This is a genomic window from Vibrio sp. La 4.2.2, assembly GCF_027586995.1.
GTDB classification, from domain to species: Bacteria; Pseudomonadota; Gammaproteobacteria; order Enterobacterales; family Vibrionaceae; genus Vibrio; species Vibrio mediterranei.
Window position 1 is genome coordinate 207,047 of sequence record NZ_JAPPTJ010000001.1, and the last position, 20,078, is coordinate 227,124.

Sequence of the window (20,078 nt, forward strand, 5' to 3'; positions counted from 1 at the left end):
CGGATGTGTGAAAAAAGAGATGGAATTCAATGCTCAAAGCGGTAGTGTTTGATTTGGATAATACGTTGGTATCTTGCAACCTCGACTTTAAGCTTCTTCGTAAAGAACTAGCCTGTCCTGATGACAAAGATCTGCTAGAACATGTTGCTAGCTCGAGCGAGGACGCTAAACGCAGGGCACTAAACGACATTATTCTTCGCCATGAAATCGAAGATGCTCGATCAAGTACGCTTATGAAGGGAGCACATGAGTTGCTAAAGTGGATGGAAGAAAAGCACCTCTATTCAGGCGTCATTACTCGCAATTGTCGTCAGGCTGCAGAGACGAAGCTAAAATCCAATAACATTGAGGTTCATGAACTCATTACTCGAGAAGATTTTCCTGCCAAACCTAACCCTGCTTCATTACTCTTTTTAATAGAAAAATGGCAACTAACATCGGAACAAGTTATTTATGTTGGTGACCACGAATACGACATAAAGACCGGAGAAAATGCAGGCTGCTTAAGCTGCTTTATTTCCAATGGTAACGTGACGTCACCTAACATGACTGAAGCGACGTATACTTTTACTTCCCTCGGAGAGTTACATCAGTATTTAGTGAAAACCTTATAAATAGAATATCCGTTAGTTAGCCTGTTTACTTGCGTACATTGCTAGATCGGCTTTAGACAATAAGTCATTGTGTGTGAGATCTTCTAAAGGTGAGAAGCAAACCACGCCGACGCTGTAAGACAACTCAAATTCGCATTCACTCGAACCGTTGAACACCGCTATTTGATCTTTGAAACGCATCAATGGAAATTTAGCATCCACTCTTGTGGTTCCAGACATGAGAACAACGAACTCATCACCCCCAATTCTCGCTATCACATCGGAATCTCTAAAGTTCTCAACAAGCAATCGAGCAAAGGTCGCTAACGCTGCATCTCCCTGACCATGCCCGTAAGTATCGTTGATCAGTTTAAAGTGATTGAGATCGAACGATGCCAGTGTGTATGGCTCCATAGCGAAACGACATCGATTGATAACCTTGTCAGCCAATTTATTGAAGCCTCGACGGTTTGAAATTTGAGTCAATTCATCAATCGTACTGTCCAGGCACGCTATTAGCTCATCTTCTGCGAGTTTTGCCAAATCAATAAGATCTTGGACTTCTTGGTCACTAAAATGTCGAGGCTTGCTATCAATGATACAAAGCGTTCCCACTTTAACATTGTCAGCTAACTTAATTGGAACACCGGCATAAAATCGGATATTGGGTTTAGATACAACAAGTGGGTTGTCACTAAAACGTTCGTCAGACAGAGCATCCGAGATAATGAACGGCTCATCACCAAGAATGGCATGCCCACAGAATGAGATATCTCTCGCCGTTTCAGTAGTATCGAGGCCTACACAAGATTTGAACCATTGCCGATCTTGCTCAACGATGCTTACAATAGAAATGTCCACGCTAAACATACGTTTAGCTAGGCGAGTCACTCGATCGAACCTCTCTTCAGGTGTGGCCAATAACCTCAGAGTTTGGAGAACACTAAGTCGGTAGTCATCATTTATAGGTATCGGTGCTGGTTGCATATGTCTCTGAACCGTTCTCAATCGATAGCTATAAAATTAGACAAAATACGCGAGTTCTGCCATATCTATGTAACTAAAGCAGCACAAAATGATATGAACTCAGAGGAATTAGTGACAAAGCAGTTAATTGCATATTGCAAAATCAACGCATATTGCAATTGCATAATGGAAAAAACGACATTGACTATGCATTAATATTGCCTTAAACCTTAGCATTAACCAAAAGAAATATTGGCACGCGAAATGCATTATGGAAAGTGACTTCAAAATTTGAGGTCACCTAGCCAACTGACGTTGTTAGTGAACCGATTTGTTCACACTGTTTTCGGCCGATTGAGTTCTCAATCGGCCTTTTCTTTATCTGATGCTTTAAAACTGGAGTAATACTCGGCTTTTAACTAGCTCGCATCGATTACTTGATCGTCTTGCTGAGCTTCCATCTCTGCCAATTTCTGCTCTAGCTCTTTAATGCGAATTTGAGCTTCAAGCTCATCAGCACGCATCTCCGCTTCACTACGATTATCTTGTTTTATCCCATCAGCTAAAATTTCGGTACGGTTGGTTTCGCGTGAATCCTCAAGATCTTTCATTGAACCAGCGACTCCACCAGCAACACCACCAGCGACTGCTCCTTTAACCGCGAGTTCAGGCTCACCGGTTAAAACCCCCATGGTAGCGCCTAACAACGCACCTCCAGCAGCTCCGCGGTTTCTCGCAGAGTTTTCGTTTTCTGCATCAAACGCGGGCGAAGAGCATCCTGCTAGCAGAGCGAGGGTAGAAATGGCGAAAAGTGATTTAAGTTGAGATTTTGAAAATGTCATAGGGTGCTCTCGACGTTATGTGTTTGCGTATGGTTAGACTAACGCCTTGAGTGCTATTACTGAATTCACTTGTTGTTATCAAGCTGATAAGCAGTGGTTATCAGCCCATGTAACATAAAACGCCCCAAGTTAAGTAGGGGCGTTTATTCTAATGCGGCACCTAGTAGGCCGATGGAATTACTTTGATAGTGACCAAAGTAACATTTCCGTCGGCTTCACTGTAGCGACAATACTTTCATCAATGATCTTCGCTGAGTCATTAATCATAGACTGATATTCTCTTGCATCGGCTGAAGACACTTTCTCGCCAGCTTCGGCTTTTGTTACCAGTGTCAAACCTAACTGAGCTATCTTCTGTGATGCCTTAGCTAACGGTACCGTATCTACTGACGCTACGTTGTTAGCAAAGACTGTAGCTGCCTCAGAAGAAGCATTGAGTAATTGCTCGTAGTGATTTTTAAGCGACGTTAAAGCAGACTTGTCTCCCTTAACGTATTGTGTCACCAAATCACGCATTTCGTACACAGTGTAACTCTCCACTGGGAGCGCATCAGCAAAACGATTCAGGCGTTCGTGTTGATTATATAAATCTCCTGGGTTCTCTGTCTGAATCCATTTTTCCCAGTTACGCGCATAGTATTGTGCAGGTTCAGTGTACTTCGCCAACACCAATAAAGGTGTTATATCGCTGCCATTCGCCAACCTTTGCATCATGACTCTTGCGTCAGCATGGTGGCGCATACCCAAAGAAATTTCAGACCAATTATCAACTGCACGCATACGCTTATACATGCTTGCTTCATCAGTCAGCTCTTCACTTGACCAGAATCGCTCTGCAATCGCATAACTGCGCGGCCAAATTCTGTTTTCCATCGTCATCGAATTGATATTTTCACCCCAAACGGTGATTTCTCCACCCAATATCAGCTTTTGTTCTTGTTCGTTCAGTTCAGCAGGATAGCCACCAGTTGGCTCAGGAATTGACGCTCCCTCTTGTGCTGAAGAAGCAACCAGTTTCCCCGTCGTTGGCCACCTTACATTACCAATAAGCTGATAGCTCCCTTCGGCAAACTGCTCTCCCGCTAGCTTAAGATTGAACTCTGTGTATGACATGAAGTTATCAAAGTGGCCGCGGAATATCTTGCCAGGTTCATATTCTAAGATCTCAACTTCAGCTCGAGATTTACCGTTATAATCCGTAAATGCACGAACTTTACCGTCTTTTGCTTGAATAATAGTGAGTAAGCCTTTGCGTGGGCCACCTTTAGTACGCGGTTTTTCCCACTGGTAGCTAACAAAGCGCTCCCCTTCGTGAAGCTTATCGTCAACGGTGATGCCACTCGGCATCGGATCATTTCTATAGTGATAACTTGTAGGCTGTGGTTGGTCTAAGTAATAGCCTGTTGATAGCAACCCTTGGTAACCCTCTTGTGCCGCACGGCCAATACTGTCATGGCCTCGCCAGCTCTGAATCACGATCGATTTAGGAAGATCTTTGTGCCAGATTTCGTCCCAGCCGCTCATCTTCTTACCACGCTCCTCAAGCATTTTTTCCACTTTCGCGTTGAGGTACGACTGAAGACCTCGTTCACCATCAAGCTCTTTATCTTTGATAAAAGTTTGAATTTCTGGATTTTCTTGCCATTGTTTGTAGTTAGGCTCATCACCTCCGATATGGAAGTATTCATCCGGGAACAATTCAACCACTTCGTCGAATACACTTTCCAACATGACATACAATTCGGGGTTCGTCGGGTCCATCAGAGGCTCAAATACCCCCCACTCTCTCTGCTGCGGATAACTTTGTTCCCCTAACCCAGACATCAATTCTGGATAAGCATGAGCAACGGCTGACGCATGGCCCGGTAACGAAATTTCAGGAACCACACGAATACCTAGTTTACGTGCATACTCTACGACATAACGAATTTGGTCTTTGGTGTAATAATTACCGTCCGTGGTTTTCTCCCACAGTTTAGTGTAGTTATCTAATTGAATTCGGATTCCTTGGTCATCCCAAATATGCCAATGGAACACGTTCATTTTCGCCGATGCCATCGCATCAAGTTGACGCAAAATCACTTCCATCTCAATGAAGTGACGAGATGTATCATAAGAAACACCACGCCATCTAAAACGCGGCTCATCGACAATACTGATTGCCGGAACAGAATAACCATTAGCATCGGTCTGGACCAGTTGGAGAATGGTTTCAATACCACGAATAGCGCCATATGGGCGGCTCGACTCTAAAACAATTTTGCCATCATTGCTCGTTAGCTTGTACGACTCATCGGCATCAATATCTTGCACCTCACTCTTAGCTGGGGATTGAATGTCGATAACAAACGTCGCTTCATCCTCTGAATCAGCTCGCCAGTTAAGCGTCGGTAGACCTGTTTGACGCTCTAAGCGTTCTACAAAGCGCTTTGCCGTATATTCGACTCGGTCAGAATTAAATCCTTTAATATAAATACTAAAATCTTTGTCTAACGTTACGCTTCCTTGACCTAATTCCACCGATTGTGGATAAGGCATTAAATTTAAATCAGTATTTGGTGCCATAGCCCATGCTGCCGTTGTTGTTAGTGAACCGGCTACCAGTAAAGTTAAGATACTCTTTTTCATTATTATTTCCTTAGAATACAAAGTTCAGACCAATACGATAGCGTCACTCAGTTTCGCCTTTATTTGGTCCTGGGATATAAATGTTTTTGTCCGCATCAACAATTTCTGCGTATGGCCTCATAAAATCTGAGTACTTGTCGAGAAATTTAACGGTATGCTCACGCGCGGTAAATTCAGCATTAAACCAGCGCTAAAACACTTATTGATATGATTTTTTTCATTAATAATTATCTATTTTAAGGTTGTCAAAGGGCTACCCAAATCAATGGGCATTAAAACAAAATAACTGGACTAAAAAGCGGCCAGCTTAATTACTGGCCAAATAACAACATAAGACTAGTTATCGTGTCGTGGCTACCGCTGCTCGCACAAGCTCACCAATGTGGTCCCACTGCTCGTTTTCAATCAACGATGTTGCGACCATCCAAGTACCACCGCAGCAGTGAACTCTGTCGAGAGATAGGTAGTCATTGACATTCACTTTGCTGATGCCTCCCGTCGGCATAAATGCAACATCACCGTAAGGCGCCAATAGCGACTTAACCATGTTTACACCGCCAGATGCTTCTGCAGGAAAAAACTTAAGGAAAGACAATCCTAACTCTAGGGCTTGCTCAACTTGGCTTGGGTTATTCACTCCAGGGATAATGGTTATATTGTTTTCTTGACAGTATTTAACCGTGTTGGGATTAAGGCCAGGAGCAACAATAAACTCAGCCCCTGCTTCAATAGCAAGATCTACTTGTTGTGAGTTCAAAATTGTACCCGCACCAATACACAACTCAGGGTAGACATCTCTCATAGCCTTGATAGAAGCAGCTGCCGCCTCTGTTCTGAATGTGACTTCAGCGACTGGAAGACCGTTTTCGACTAATGCCTTAGCTAAAGGAATCGCATGGTCTACATTATTAATTTGAATAACAGGAATAACTTTAAATTGTTTTAATTTATTAATTAACGACATGTTGATCTCTTCACAGTAAATGATCCATAGCACCGAGTGGAACAATAGCGCCAGGGTGTTGAATAACGATAGCAGCAACAGAATGAGCAAACTCGGCAGATAACTCGCATGACTGACCACTCAATCTCGCAGACAAATATCCCGCAGCAAAAGAGTCACCAGCAGCGCAGGTATCAATCACATTCGCAACTTTCGATGCTGCGACAATGTGGGTATTAATCTGATTGTTTTCTCGTGTTATCACCTTACATGGTTCACAACCGCGTTTAATCACCACTTCTGCAATTTCAAATCGCTCACAACGTGACTCAATAGACTCTTCAGTCCCCCATATTTCTCTATCATCATCTTCTGTGAGTAACGCTATATCCACATAAGGCAACAGCTTTTCATACCACTGTCGAGCGTCGGAGCTACTCCAAAGCTGAGGACGGAAGTTATTATCAAATATGACTTTTTTACCACTTTCATGATGGTGTTTAGCCATAGTTAGCATTCGTTTCCTAGCACTATTGTTCAATATGGCTAAGCTGATTCCGCTGAGATAAAGCGCATCATGTTGGTTAGCAGCTAAAGCAACTTCTAGTTTACTTACCACATTGTCAAAGTAGTATTTTGCGGCACTGTCATTACGCCAGTACAGAAAGGTTCGCTCTCCATTTACATCAGTTTCGACTAAATACAAACCAGGCTGTTTGTCTGACACGGTTTCAATCAAACTCGTGTCGATATATTCATCGTTCCAAGCTCGTTTCATCTCAACCGACAATTTATCTTCACCCAGCCCCGTCGCGTAGGAAACATCAATACCTCGATTACGTCCAAGCCTTGCTAGATAAAGCGCAGTGTTAAGAGTATCGCCTCCGAATGTTCTTCGAAGTGGCTCCCCACTCAGTTCCACCATACATTCACCGAAGAAAGCTACTTTCATCAGAGCCTCTTAAAATATTAGGATTAGAAGAAGGAGTGCCGCATGCACTCCTAGATAAGACCAAAATTACTCAGTAACTGGTGTCGGTTTTGCTGAAGTTTCTTGAGGAGCTGAACCCAACTCCATTTGAGCGCGTTCAGCATCAAGAATCGCTTGAGCTTGCTCAGGAGAGACCTTATTTTCAGGCGTCACTAGGCTAACCACAACACCAGCAATTGTTGCTACCGTCACTGATGGGATAACTGGATTGCCCCAGAAAGCCGTTAGGTCTGTGCTGAACATTACCGCGAAGGACGCTGCCGATGCACCAACAAGTGTCGCAATCGCTCCCTGCCAAGTGTAACGTTTCCAAAAACGACCCAACATACCGCATACAAACATGCCTGACATGACCGTTGAGATCATCTTCGTGATATAGCCAATGATGTCATTCGAAGTGAGTGCGAACAGCAGTGCAAAGCCGATAACAACAACCAATGCTAGACGGGAGTAGTTCAGCATTGACTCTTTATTTGGCACTCGGCCAGTGAACATTACATATACATCGCGAAGAAGGATTGAAACGCCCGCTATAGCATCTGAACTTGCGCTAGACATTGTTGCCGACAAACCCGCAATCAGAACGATCATACCAACCCCTACCGGTAGCACAGTCGCTGCAATATAAGGGAATGCAAAGTTGGCATTGTCCAGACCTGGTTCAATCGCGTGAGCAGCCATACCGATGATTGCTGGAATAATCGAGAAGAACAGATACAAAACGCCAGACAATACAAATGAACGGCGAATAGTTGAAACATTCTTACCGGAGTATATTCTTTGACGGAAAGATGGCGTCGCTAATACACCAACACCAATGACCACAGCTAGAGAGACAGCAGGAATAAGTCCAAGCTTTTCAATTGCAAGGAAACTTGTTGCCGCCGGGTCCATCGCTTCGTAAAGATTGTCCATGCCACCGATGTGTTGAACAGATAGAACCGCCATTAAAATAAAGCCAACAAATAGGATAATTGCTTGGATAGTGTCGGTCCAAACAACCGCTGTGTATCCGCCAATGACAACATAAATTGTGAATGCTGCTGCGATGATGACTTTTGCTACGTTGAGATCAATATCGGCAATCCACGCCAAATACATACCGCCACCAAGAATATGAGCACCAAGCCAACCAATAGAGGCAATAAAGATAAGCACGCCAACAACATTTTTAACGACACGGTTGGCACCGACGTAATACGCAAGCTCTTCACTCATCGTCATGAAATTAAGCTTTCGAACTGGTGCAAACCAAAGGGCTAATAGTAGGATGCCTAGCGCACCGCCGATACCATAAAGCGCTCCAGCCCAACCATTAGCGTAACCAAAGCCAACCGCTCCCATACTTGATCCAGTACCAACCATGGTTGCGACTGTTGTACCTAGCACAAGAAACAGAGGTAAACCACGTCCACCTAACAAAAAGTCTTCACCAGACTTTTGGTTTCGTGACACAAACCATCCTAGCCAAATAAGAAAACACACATATATTCCGAAGCCGGATAAAAATAGTGTACTGTTCATTGAACACCTCCAGAGATATAAGTGACTCATTTAAGCCACTTACCGTTTTACGTTATTTTAAACTCAGAAGTAAGAGGTACTTCTGAATTAAGTCCATTTAGATTGTAAATATTTATATTTTTGTGAAGAGCATTCAGTAGAATGCCCTTAATATTAATTTAAGTAATATATAACAAGTATTTAATTAACGACGGTCTTCGCGGTAACACGTGACATCAACTTCAACTTTTACGTCGACAACAAGATCGCATACCATGCAGATACGAGCAGGTGGGTTTGCGCCAAAAAACTCTTTAAACACTTTATTAAATGATTGGAAGTAACGTGAGTCCGTCAGTACAACTTTGACATGTACCACATCTTCAAGGCCGTAACCTGCTTCTTCCATAATGTCTACGCAGTTCTGGATTGCTAGACGAGATTGATCAACAATCCCTCCTTCAACGACTTCGCCGTCAGTCATTGGCGTTTGACCTGAAACGTAAAGAAAGCCTCCCGCTTCAGTTGCGCGAGCGAACGGTAAATGTTGACCACCTGTACCTACACCACCTTCTACACCATAGCGCTTAATCGTCATTTTAATTCTCCAATTATCTATTTTTTAACTAAATTTATATTTCCAAGAGCAAATAATGCTCATTTAAATATTACTTCTCTTGACGATATATAAATCGCCCAAATCTATTTTCAGCAACGGTTTTATTTGAGTAACTAATATTTCCGTTAACCAATACACACTCAATCCCATCAGCGACTGAAATCGGGTTTTCAAATGTTGCGGTATCTTTTATTTTCTGTTTGTCGAATATCACGATATCAGCGAACGCACCTTCGCGAATGACACCTCGATTCGATAAGTTGTATCGTGTCGCAGACATACCCGTCATCTTGTGTACCGCTTCTTCCAAAGGAAATAATTCGCGACCTTGACAGTAATGGCTCAACACTTTGGGGAATGTTCCCCATAGACGTGGATGAGGATGAGGATCATTGGGTAAACCATCTGAACCCACCATCGTCAAACGGTATTTCAAGACTCTTTCAACGTCTGCTTCATCCATGCAGTGATAAACAGCGCCAGCAGGTTGCAAGGCTTTTGCCGCTTCAATAAGAGGCAATTCCATTTGCTTTGCGATGTCAGCGAGCATTTGTCCTGCGCATTCTGGCTTTGTTTCAGACCACGTAATGAAAATATCAAAATCTTCAGTGACTTGTTTTAAATCTAATGTTGACGAGCTAGCAGAATATGGGTAGCAGTCGCAAGAGACATCTTGATGAGCTGATGTCTTCTCCATCAAATCAAGAACTTCAACTGTACGCCCCCAATTACCAGCACCTGCACATTTTAGATGTGAGATGACAACAGGCACTTTTGCATGCTTTCCAGTCTCAAAAGCCTCTTCCATCGCATGCAAGATTTCTTCAAACTCAGTACGCATGTGTGTGGTATAAATACCATCATGCTCAGCAAGAACCTCAGCTAACCGCATAACTTCACTGGCTGTCGCCTGTTTGGCACTGGCATAGGCCAAGCCGGAACTTAAACCAAGTGCTCCTTGTTGCATTGCTAAATCAAGCGTTGTCCTCATCGAAGCTAACTCTTGCTCGCTGGCTTCTCTGAATAGGTCATTCATCACGTTATTACGTAACGTGGTGTGGCCGACTAGAGCGGCGACGTTCACGGCTGGTTCTGCTGAAGACACCGCCTCGGCATATTGAGCAAACGTCGGATACTTAAAATCTTCCTGTTTGCCTAACAAGTTCATTGGATCCGGCGGTGCGCACTCCAATACGGCAGGCGATGCACTGATACCACAGTTACCGACGATCACCGTAGTAACACCCTGACTGATTTTTGGTAAGCAATCGGGATAGCGAATAACATTAGTGTCGTCATGAGTATGTACATCAATAAAACCAGGGCTGACTATCAAACCTTCAGCATCAATAACAGACGTCGCTTTCTCGTTTGTTAATTCACCAATTTTGACTATTCGATCTTCTACTAACCCCACATCCGCTTTGTACGCTGGAGTATTGGTACCATCGACGATTTCTGCATTTCTAATAATTATGTCGAACAACATGACCTTCTCTCTCAGTTCGTGCATTTCACACAAACAATCATAGATAGTTACCCACACAAACACAGTGACTAATTACACAATTTAACTCATTAAGTTTGATAGTTTCTAACATATTAATTATCATTGTTACCATCAAACATTAAATATCAACAAGTTAAATCATGTTAGAAAGAGAATTACCAATGATAGATTTAAAAGAAAATGATAGAAACAAACAGAAAAATACAACGGTACCATTTGACAGAGGAATGAAAGGAGTGCCAGTGACGGCTGAGCTTAAGACAAAATACAGCCTGATTAATGAAGAAATTAGCCTACCCGTAGCAGTTATTAACAAACAAGCATTGCTGAATAACATGGACTGGATGCAAGCTTTTGCTAACTATCATGGCGTTTTGCTTTGTCCACATGGAAAAACCACCATGACACCAGACTTTTTCGCCATGCAAAAGCAAAAAGGTGCATGGGGGATAACAGTAGCAACGGCACCACAAGCAGAAACAGCGGCTAGCGCTGGGTTAAAAAATATCATGATCGCTAACCAACTGGTTGGTAGAGCAAATATGGCAATGGTGGCTCGTATTAAGAAAGAGACTCAAGCTAGAGTCATCGTTTGCGTAGACTCAGCCGTTAACGCTGATCAATTGGAACAATTCTATTCAAGTATAGATGCGAACATTGAAGTGTTAATTGAATACGGTGTTGCTGGAGGTCGCTGCGGTTGCAGAACGAAACAAGAGGTAGTCGAACTTGCTAAACATATTAGTACTTTGCCTCATGTCTCATTGGTCGGAATCGAGGTCTACGAGGGAGTCATTCATGGTGGAGATGAAGAGTCTCTCGTTAGGGCTTTCTTAACAGAGACTATTGAAATTGGACGTGACCTCATCAGTCAGGAGTTGCTGCCTAACAAGCCTATTCTCACCGGAGCTGGATCCGCATGGTATGACGTCGTGGCAGAAACTTTTGCTCATTTGAATGACTTTCAGGCTGTTATTCGACCAGGTTGCTATGTTATTCATGACACAGGGATCTATCTTGACGCCCAAGAAAAAGTCATGGCCAGAGCAGTTAAAAATGGTGGTTATGCGTGTGAGTTGGGTGGTGACCTATCCTCTTCGCTCGAAGTGTGGGCGTATGTAATTTCTAGACCAGAGCCGACCAAAGCGATCGTAGGACTCGGTAAGAGGGATGTAGCCTTCGATGCGGGACTGCCGATCCCAGAACGTATCTATCGAGCAGGTGCTGAAATCAAAGAAAACAAGATCATCGCTACTGATGTTATGGACCAACACACATTTTTGGCCATTCCAGCAGAGTCGTCACTTCAGGTTGGTGATATGATTGCGTTCTCAACGTCACACCCATGCCTTACGTTTGATAAATGGCGTCTTCTCGCGATCAGCGACAATGAGCATAATGTTGAGCAATGGGTAGAAACGGCTTTTTAGAGGGAAAGTTTTGACCGTAGAAGTAGACATCATATCTCAGATCACGGAGCGCTACAGCGCGCTTCGTGATGCTGAAAAGAAAGTAGCAGACTTAATTACCGACGATATACATTCTGCCGCCAATGCGAGTATTACCGAACTAGCACAGCAAGCAAGCGTTAGTGAAGCGACTATTACTCGATTTGCTAAGGCTGTAGGTTGTCTTAATGTTAGAGATCTTAAGATCAAACTGGCGCAATCACTCGCCGTTGGGCAGCGCTTCATCATTGAGCCGCCTGACCAAACAAGCCACCAAGGCATTTACGAATCGATCAAACAGGCGTTGGATATCAACCGTGCCCTTATCAATGAAGCCGATATTAGCCAAGCCGTTACCATGCTTCACTCTGCTAGACAAATAATCGCAGTGGGTGTGGGCGGCGGTTCAACTATTACCTCGCAAGAGCTTCAACATCGTTTGTTTAGGCTAGGTTACCCTGTGGTCTCATACAACGATGGTCTTCTTACTAGAATGGTCGCTGCTACTGCAGACGCCAACGATGTCATGGTGGTCATTTCCGCGACGGGACATACCCCTGTTATCGTCGAAACCGCAGAAATTGCTCAGCAATACGGGATTAGAGTGATAGCCATAACTCCTGCCGACTCACCTTTAGCAAAGCTCAGTGATATTGTTCTTCCCATTATTCACAAAGAAACCGACTTCATCTACAAACCGTCGGCATCTCGTTACGCTATGCTAGCTCTGGTTGATGTATTGTCGATGGAGCTTGCCGTCAATCACAAGCGTCGCTCTCGTGACCGCTTACGTCGCCTCAAACTCGCTCTAGATAGTCACCGCACAGGCAGCGATCGCCAACCTTTAGGTGATTAAAAGTATTCAAACATGAACGCAATTGTGAACTAGCGTTCATGTTTGGTTCATATTGATTGCTCTATTATCTAACCATCAAGGAGCGATGCACATAAAGACTCATCCATTTTCCGACGCTGTTTATCAAGAGAGGTCATTATGAAAAAAGCACTCCTAACCGTTAGCGCCCTATTTATCGGCTTTGTTGCGATGATGTTCAGTTTAATCATGGCAATTCCACTTACCATTGCTGCATATGTCACGGGTAATCGTATTAAGAAAGAGCTCGACAAAGAGTTAGCTCAACAGCGCCAAAATATGCAAGGCAATACAATAGAAGGTGAATATGAAGAAGTCTCGTCCAAGTAGGTCTGCTATTCGCGAAATACGTTCGCGACATAAAAGAAAACTGGTCGCGCTCGTCTTCTATATTTCTGTATTCATCACTGCAGGTATATTTGGTTGTTCTGCCAAGAACAACGACCCTGCCTACCAAAAAGCAAAGGCACTCCCTGCCTATCAGCAAGCTTCATTTGAGCGATACATCCAAGATACTCAACGATGGCTTGCTGAAAACCGTGCATTCAAATCTGACGATCATCAACAAGAAATTGCGCTCAATAGTCCCTTTGAGCTAGTGCCTGACTCCCCTAATGGTCAAGCCATATTGTTAGTGCACGGACTTGGTGACTCACCCTACTCGTTTCACGACATTGCGGAACATTTGGTTAAGCAAGGCTATTTAGTTAGAGCAATTTTACTTCCTGGGCATGGCAGTAAGGCCGGTGATTTGCTGCTGCCTAGCTACTCTGACTGGGAAAATATCGTTTCACACCATACTCAGCTACTGCTTGGAGATTATCCTAATGTTTGGCTAGGCGGATACTCTACCGGCGCTAATCTTGTGACTGCCTATGCACTGAATGATGACCGTATTTCTGGGCTGTTGCTTTTCTCTCCAGCATTCCAACCCAAATCGGAAGCAGTCAAATACGCGCGCTTTGCAAGTTACTTCATGGACTGGGCTGACCAAGACCCAGAGAACAATGTACTACGTTACAATTCGCTGCCTATGAATGGCGCAGCCGTATACTACCAAACGGCAAAAGTCGTACAAGACAACCTCGCTACTCATCTTTTCGTCAAACCAACATTAATGGTGTTGAGTGAAACCGATAGCGTTGTCGATACCACCGCAGCCTCTCAAGCGTTCCAAAACCAGTTTATCCATGCTGAAAGCAGACTTATTTGGCAAGGAGAGCACCCCCCTGAAGGTCAGAGAATCATCAGTCAGACGATGGTTTTACCTGAATATCGTGTTTCCAACGGCTCTCATATGGGTATGCTATTCAGCCCTAACAACCCGTATTATGGGCAGACTGGCATGATCACCATTTGTGATAACGGTCAACGTGACATTGACTATGCAAACTGCCAATCGGGCCATCAGGTTTGGTATTCCGCTTACGGTTATCAAGAACCAAACAAAATCCATGCACGGTTAACCTTCAACCCGTATTTTCAAGAGCTTATGCAATCTATTGATTTAGTAATGAAACCTAACTCTTAGCGACAAGTCAATTGGCTCTTTTATAACCATACAACTCTCTAGAATAGACATTTTTGTTGATATCAGTTCCAAAAATGATAATTTGACGATGACAATTTAAACATTTACAATACGACGTACTAATTATTTCTTATTAACCTATCAGTGCTAATAGCTATCCGACTGTGTTTCTTGTTCACCATCATTCTGTTTGCGTTAAGCTCTAGGGTCGTTTATGCCCAATTTTCCCCCCTCACGCTCATAGAAGACAAACCCTACAAAGAAACGGTACTTGCCTTGAATGCAGTACGTTACTCAAGTTTTAATCATGGAATCGAGTTATTAACGCAACTTCAACGAAGTGCGAAGATTGGACACGATCCAGTTGCAAGCTACTACTATTATCTTGGAAAATTCAAACATCATCGAGCACACAAACGTCCTTTGGAAGCACGTAAAGCATTAGATGCCATGCAACAAATCGGCATCCAAAAAAGCGTGCCTTGGATAGTAGCAGAGAGTGATATGTGGTTAGCGACCTTTGATATTACCGATGGTCACTATGATGTCGCCTTACAACGAGCAAACCGCGCACTGCTGGCCGCCAAAAAGCTGCGTTACTTGCACCTTGAAGCAAGGACACACAACCTCATCGCTGTCATCCACTCCAGTCAAAATAGACAGTTACAAGCAAAAAAAAGCTATACAGCAGCATTGGAGATTTTCCGTAGTATTGGTGACGCCGCGTATGTGGTCAAAGTTATTTCCAATATCTCTTTAATCTATGCCGACTTAGAAGAATGGGATAAAGCGCTTGAATACAACCAAGAGGGCTATTTTTGGCTCCAGAAGAGTCATCAACCGCAATTAGAACAAGAGGCGATACTCGCCCTCAATCGATCTATCATCGCTGGTAATATTGGTAGCCTGAGTGAACAGTCAGAGTATCTTGACTTAGCAGAACTAAAGGCAGATCAGCTCGGTGATGTTAGCCTTATCGCCAATGTTAAAAGCAATAAGGCATATAACTCACTTGAAAAAGGACACTACCGACAAGCTGAATGGCTCGCTCAAGAGTGCCTATCTTTAGCAGAAAAATATCAGATTAAAACCCAGGTCCCTCATTGCATTACACACCTTGGACGAGCATTGAGTTTTCTTGGTAACAGCAGTACAGCAGAGTCGTTATTGATTAGTGCCAAAGATCAATTCATTGCTCTAAAAGATCCTCTTAATACGGCAAAAGCATACAACCACCTTGCTAATTTTTATGCCGGACAGCAGCACTTTGATACTGCATATAGGTATGCTCGGCTTTATCAAAAAGAAAACGAGATCCTACTTTTCGATAGACGCCAAAAAGCCCTATTTGAACTAGAGCAAGTACATGCTGATACCGAACAGCAGCATAAAATCACCCAACTTCATACGGAGAACAAACTCAAGCAAACTCGCATCGATTACCAAGAGTCTAAGGAAAAAATGTGGGCGGCCATTTTTGTGGCAGGTATGTTTGGCTTTTTGCTGCTGTTTAAAAGCAAGAATACGCTCCAACAGCAAAACATTTCCTTGTTGTCGACCAATCATTCGTTGCGTGAGCAGAGCATGCTGGACTCACTCACGCGCATACCAAATCGTCGGTTTGCAGAACATTATCTTAGTGGTGATAGAGCTCTACCGGGCAAAGGGCATATTGCTATCGGTTTAATTGATATTGACCACTTTAAAGATATAAACGACAAATTGGGTCACGCGGCTGGGGATATTGTCCTACAAGAAGTTGCTCAAACGCTCAACAGCGTCTTGTTAAATGACGACCTACTAGCACGTTGGGGTGGTGAAGAGTTTCTTATCATTGTCCGTGCAGACACGCTTGCTCAATTGCAAGATCGTCTAACTAGGCTTCGAACCACCGTTGAAACGACCAGCCTATATTTTGACGAAGGTCGATTAACGGTGACTGCATCTATTGGCGCAACCTTACTAAGTCCTGCAAACTACCAAAGGCATTGGCGTAACAAGCTCGATATTGCTGATAAGCACCTTTATCAAGCCAAATCTGAAGGGCGCAATAAAGTCGTTTTCGCCTAACAATCAACCAGATGTAGCTTAAAAACTCAGATTAGTAAGCGGAAAGGTAGTTGTTTAGGTACTGCTTTGGAGTAATACCTCGGTATTTCTTAAACATACGGCTAAAGCTGGTCATATTGGTATAACCTAGGCTCTCGGCAATTTGTTCCATAGGTGTGCCTAGCACAATTTGCTTCACCGCTTCCCCGGATAGAACGAATCCTACCACTGAGGTAAAGTTTAACCCAGACGCTTGTAACCGTCTTTGTAATTGCTGCTCCGACAGGCCCAACAATTCCGACACCTTTGCTAATGTTGGAATCCCAAAATGTCGCGAATAATTCACCACTTCATACAACACTTTCATATGATCTTGAGAGTCTGGCATGTTCAAATAGTTATCGAGATCTGCAAAACTCATAGAAAGCTTTTCTGCGGCTAATGACGGTATCTTGTTGCCTTGTAATCGCAGCTTGTTGGGTAACCAAACCTCTGTTTGATTGTGCCCCCATTCAATTGGACAGCCAAAATAGGCCTCGTATTTACTTCTATTTGACTTGGTACCTGATATACAAACACGATCAGGAACAAACTCTTCCCCCAGATAGCGCTTCAATACATTACACATGAAGTTTGCAACTCTGACACCATCATCGGCTTTTGCGGCTGCAGAAATTGAGCTGTTGTAATACGTCCACTTAACAATTGGACCCACTACTTCGCCACTGAGAAAAGCCCCAGATTGAATACAAGTAATACCAAAATTAATTCGACGAATGGTCGAGGCAAGATCATGACCTGAGAAAAACCAGCGACTCATAGAACCTAGTCTATCAATCGACATTTGGCTGACAAGATTAAGTACGGCATCCTGATCTCCTGTTATCAACTCAATGTTCTCGTAGAACTGATTGAGAACTGAAACTGGGATCAGTGTCATTGGAAACTCGAGGGCTTTAGCTGGGATCCCCAACTCTTCTGGTCTTACACCATAGGTTTTGTGCAGGTTTCCGACCAGCCCCGCAATACCCATAGCTCTTACAAAGTGTACATTCTCAAACATATCGTCACCAGATGATACTAATTGCCTCAAAACATGTTGATTCTTGATGAAATCTATCATTTTGTAAATGATTATTTCTATGTCGAATAGACTCTTGTTTCTTCTAAATCTTATAAGGTAAATCAATGAGCCTACTGAGTGTCCCATTTGTCGGAACGAGCGCAGACACCGCATTACACGTCGTATCAGGAATCGTATTAGTCGCAAGTGTCGTTGCCGCGGTATATGGGTTTTGGCGTATTCACGAGCTTCCTATTAATAAAGCACACAGCAAAGATCACCATCAGCTAGGACTAATCACCGCTCTCACATGGATAGGCTTTATCTGGCATTGGGTTTGGGTATTGGCCGTCATCATTGCATTTGTAGACATGGAAAAAGCGATTGTTCGACTTAGAGATATTTGGCACGGAAAAGAAGATAATACGGAGAACACAACATGTTAGAGGGTTTAGCAGTTTGGGCTCTGTTTATATACCTACTGCGGTTAATAGGTATGCCATGGAACAAGTTTTCTAAAGGCTTCGCGTATATTGGTGGCGTTGGCTGGCTAATGTTCGTTTGGGTGGGGTTGATTAACTATACCCCGATGGATCTCTCCGGTGGCTCTCTAGTTCAGGCTCCGCATATTCAGCTTCGTCCAGATTCCTCTAATGTAACGGGGAAAGTCGTTAAGTTGCACATCAAGCCCAACCAACAGATTGAGAAAGGTCAACTCATCTATGAGATTGACCCAAAACCTTATCAAATCGCACTAGATCAAGCGGTAATACAACACGACGCTGCACAAGTAGCGTTAGATAGCGCGATCCAAGATATCGAAATATCAAAATCTAGCTATCTTTCTGCACAAAAGAGTGTTGAAACATCGGCAAGTCAGCTTCGCTCAGCGCAGGTCGATTACACCTTACAACGAAAAATGCTGAAACGCTTCCAAGAGCAGAACGCCGTGGTTAGTAACACAATCACCGAAAGTGATATAGACAAGCAAATTAGCATTGTTGAAGTGGCAAAACACAAAGTAAAGACTACCGAAGCACAACTTGATAAACGCCGTGTAGATGCAAATAAAGCACTACTTTCTATCAGTAAATATGAATTTGCTGTAGACAGCAGAAGGAATGATTTGCGAAACGCTACGGAATCTGTCGAACGCGCACAGTGGGACCTCGACAGCACCAAAGTTTATGCACCGACTGATGGCTTTGTTACCAACTTCATTCTTCGTGAAGGGCAACTGTTATCGCGAGTACCACGATTGCAAATGTACACCAACGAAAAGTATGTACTGATGCGTGTTAATCACCAAGCTATTCGAAACATTAAAGCTGGACAACCCGCTGAATTCTCTACATCCGTTTATCCGGGACATGTTTTTGCCGCAGAAGTGGAAGGTATTGTTGAAGCGACGGGTGAATCGCAAGGCACATTGCTTGCTATTGACCAGTCAGTACGCACCACTACTGGTAAGAACCTGAATAACAAGCATCACTTTGTGCGCTTGAAAATACAAGAGACTGAAGGTTATGACATCCCGGTCGGTGCCGTTGGACTAGCATGGGTAAGTGGAGAAAAACCGATAGGTTTTCTTGCTTTCTTAGACGTCATTCGAGGCATCATCTTGAGAATGAAGTCGCAACTCTACTTCTTCTACTCAATTTAAACAGGTCCACTTACGATAGCAAATTTTAGTTATCGGTTCCCTTTGCCACCCTTAACGGGTGGCTTTTTTGTAGTTTGAAGCAACTAGCATTCTGTGGCATAGCAAGCAGACAAAGTGCCCTATTTTGTCCTAAAGTCTTAATGCCCTAATAACAAGGAGAAATGATCAGTATGAAAAAAATAGCCGTCATTCTTAGTGGGTCAGGCGTATTCGATGGCGCTGAAATTCATGAGTCTGTGCTTTCCCTGCACGCTATAGAGAAAGCTAATGCAACGTGGTACTGTTTCGCTCCTAACGTTGAGCAATTGCACGTCATTAACCATCTAACAGGGGAAGTAACGGAAGAAAGTCGTAATGTACTCGTTGAATCTGCCCGTATTGCGCGAGGGAATATTGAAGACGTCGAAAAGCTGGATGTGAATGATTTTGATGCACTACTGCTTCCAGGTGGATTTGGCGCAGCCAAGAACCTTACTGACTTTGCCATTAAAGGTGCAGAATGCTCCATTAACACACACGTAGCGAGTGCGTGCCGTGCCTTTGCTGAAGCTGGGAAACCTGCAGGTTATTTATGTATTGCCCCGACTATCATTCCATTGATTTATCCAAATGACGTCAGAGGAACAATAGGTAACGACTCAGACACTGCAGCCGGATTTGCGGCGTTAGGAGGTCAACACGTTATATGCGCTGTGGATGATATTGTTTACGACGAGCAACACAACGTGGTGTCTACACCAGCCTATATGCTGGCAACAACCATTTCAGAAGCCAACAACGGCATAGAAAAATTGGTTAATAAGCTGATTTCTCTCGCTTAAACGACCTCAAATAAGGCCCCATTCATCGAAATAC

Annotated in this window: 18 protein-coding genes; 9 read left to right on the top strand and 9 right to left on the bottom strand. The window is 43.5% G+C overall.

Translation table 11 applies throughout. The features are described from left to right. The first annotated feature begins 29 nt into the window (after window positions 1-29). The gene (locus tag OH456_RS00885) at window positions 30-614 is read left to right on the top strand and encodes an HAD family hydrolase (protein ID WP_270032607.1); all 585 of its coding nucleotides are present in this window, start codon (window positions 30-32) and stop codon (window positions 612-614) included. Between the two features lie 12 nt (window positions 615-626). On the opposite strand, the gene OH456_RS00890 is transcribed toward OH456_RS00885, so the two are convergent. The 8 genes from OH456_RS00890 to OH456_RS00925 form a co-directional block, all read right to left on the bottom strand. Next, entirely contained in the window at window positions 627-1,580 is a 954-nt protein-coding gene (locus OH456_RS00890; protein ID WP_124941861.1) for a sensor domain-containing diguanylate cyclase, read from the bottom strand. A 398-nt stretch (window positions 1,581-1,978) separates the two neighbouring features. Next, window positions 1,979-2,401, bottom strand: a complete 423-nt coding sequence (locus tag OH456_RS00895) for a glycine zipper domain-containing protein (protein ID WP_006069078.1) — start codon at window positions 2,399-2,401, stop codon at window positions 1,979-1,981. 177 nt (window positions 2,402-2,578) lie between these two features. Beyond that, entirely contained in the window at window positions 2,579-5,029 is a 2,451-nt protein-coding gene (locus OH456_RS00900; RefSeq protein ID WP_006069079.1) for a family 20 glycosylhydrolase, read from the bottom strand. A gap of 340 nt (window positions 5,030-5,369) precedes the next feature. Beyond that, the gene (locus tag OH456_RS00905) at window positions 5,370-5,993 is read right to left on the bottom strand and encodes a bifunctional 4-hydroxy-2-oxoglutarate aldolase/2-dehydro-3-deoxy-phosphogluconate aldolase (RefSeq protein WP_443088621.1); all 624 of its coding nucleotides are present in this window, start codon (window positions 5,991-5,993) and stop codon (window positions 5,370-5,372) included. 10 nt (window positions 5,994-6,003) lie between these two features. After that, window positions 6,004-6,924, bottom strand: a complete 921-nt coding sequence (locus OH456_RS00910) for a sugar kinase (RefSeq protein ID WP_198558732.1) — start codon at window positions 6,922-6,924, stop codon at window positions 6,004-6,006. Window positions 6,925-6,990: 66 nt separating this feature from the next. Further along, complete coding sequence (locus OH456_RS00915) at window positions 6,991-8,487, bottom strand: sodium:solute symporter family protein (protein WP_006069082.1); 1,497 nt, start codon at window positions 8,485-8,487, stop codon at window positions 6,991-6,993. A gap of 184 nt (window positions 8,488-8,671) precedes the next feature. Beyond that, window positions 8,672-9,064, bottom strand: coding sequence for a RidA family protein (locus OH456_RS00920; RefSeq protein WP_006069083.1), 393 nt, complete (start codon window positions 9,062-9,064; stop codon window positions 8,672-8,674). A 70-nt stretch (window positions 9,065-9,134) separates the two neighbouring features. Beyond that, a complete protein-coding gene (locus OH456_RS00925; RefSeq protein ID WP_261359898.1) occupies window positions 9,135-10,607 on the bottom strand; it encodes an N-acyl-D-amino-acid deacylase family protein in 1,473 nt (490 codons plus the stop codon). Window positions 10,608-10,756: 149 nt separating this feature from the next. Between OH456_RS00925 and OH456_RS00930 the strand changes: the two genes are divergently transcribed. From OH456_RS00930 to OH456_RS00950, 5 genes are all read left to right on the top strand, one after another. Further along, complete coding sequence (locus tag OH456_RS00930; protein ID WP_198558730.1) at window positions 10,757-12,025, top strand: amino acid deaminase; 1,269 nt, start codon at window positions 10,757-10,759, stop codon at window positions 12,023-12,025. A gap of 10 nt (window positions 12,026-12,035) precedes the next feature. Next, window positions 12,036-12,899: a MurR/RpiR family transcriptional regulator gene (locus tag OH456_RS00935; protein WP_124941856.1), complete on the top strand. Its 864-nt coding sequence runs from the start codon at window positions 12,036-12,038 to the stop codon at window positions 12,897-12,899. Window positions 12,900-13,037: 138 nt separating this feature from the next. Further along, window positions 13,038-13,247, top strand: coding sequence for a hypothetical protein (locus tag OH456_RS00940; RefSeq protein WP_124941855.1), 210 nt, complete (start codon window positions 13,038-13,040; stop codon window positions 13,245-13,247). After that, window positions 13,225-14,448: an alpha/beta hydrolase gene (locus OH456_RS00945; protein ID WP_270032608.1), complete on the top strand. Its 1,224-nt coding sequence runs from the start codon at window positions 13,225-13,227 to the stop codon at window positions 14,446-14,448. The genes OH456_RS00940 and OH456_RS00945 overlap by 23 nt, the downstream gene beginning before the upstream one ends. A 144-nt stretch (window positions 14,449-14,592) precedes the next feature. Next, entirely contained in the window at window positions 14,593-16,518 is a 1,926-nt protein-coding gene (locus OH456_RS00950; protein ID WP_124941854.1) for a tetratricopeptide repeat-containing diguanylate cyclase, read from the top strand. Between the two features lie 31 nt (window positions 16,519-16,549). Here OH456_RS00950 and OH456_RS00955 read toward each other — a convergent pair whose 3' ends face one another. Next, a complete protein-coding gene (locus OH456_RS00955) occupies window positions 16,550-17,560 on the bottom strand; it encodes an AraC family transcriptional regulator (protein WP_038221595.1) in 1,011 nt (336 codons plus the stop codon). Between the two features lie 125 nt (window positions 17,561-17,685). Here OH456_RS00955 and OH456_RS00960 point away from each other — a divergent pair, with 125 nt between their 5' ends. The 3 genes from OH456_RS00960 to elbB all read left to right on the top strand — a co-directional run bounded on the left by OH456_RS00960 (window position 17,686) and on the right by elbB (window position 20,044). After that, window positions 17,686-18,006 carry a hypothetical protein gene (locus OH456_RS00960; protein ID WP_031493189.1) on the top strand — a complete coding sequence of 107 codons (321 nt, stop codon included), beginning with the start codon at window positions 17,686-17,688 and terminating at the stop codon, window positions 18,004-18,006. Then, the gene (locus OH456_RS00965; protein WP_270032609.1) at window positions 18,000-19,223 is read left to right on the top strand and encodes an HlyD family secretion protein; all 1,224 of its coding nucleotides are present in this window, start codon (window positions 18,000-18,002) and stop codon (window positions 19,221-19,223) included. The genes OH456_RS00960 and OH456_RS00965 overlap by 7 nt, the downstream gene beginning before the upstream one ends. Window positions 19,224-19,393: 170 nt before the next feature. Next, on the top strand, window positions 19,394-20,044 hold the full coding sequence (elbB, locus tag OH456_RS00970) for an isoprenoid biosynthesis glyoxalase ElbB (protein ID WP_006069093.1): 651 nt from the start codon (window positions 19,394-19,396) through the stop codon (window positions 20,042-20,044). The last annotated feature ends 34 nt before the right edge of the window (window positions 20,045-20,078 follow it).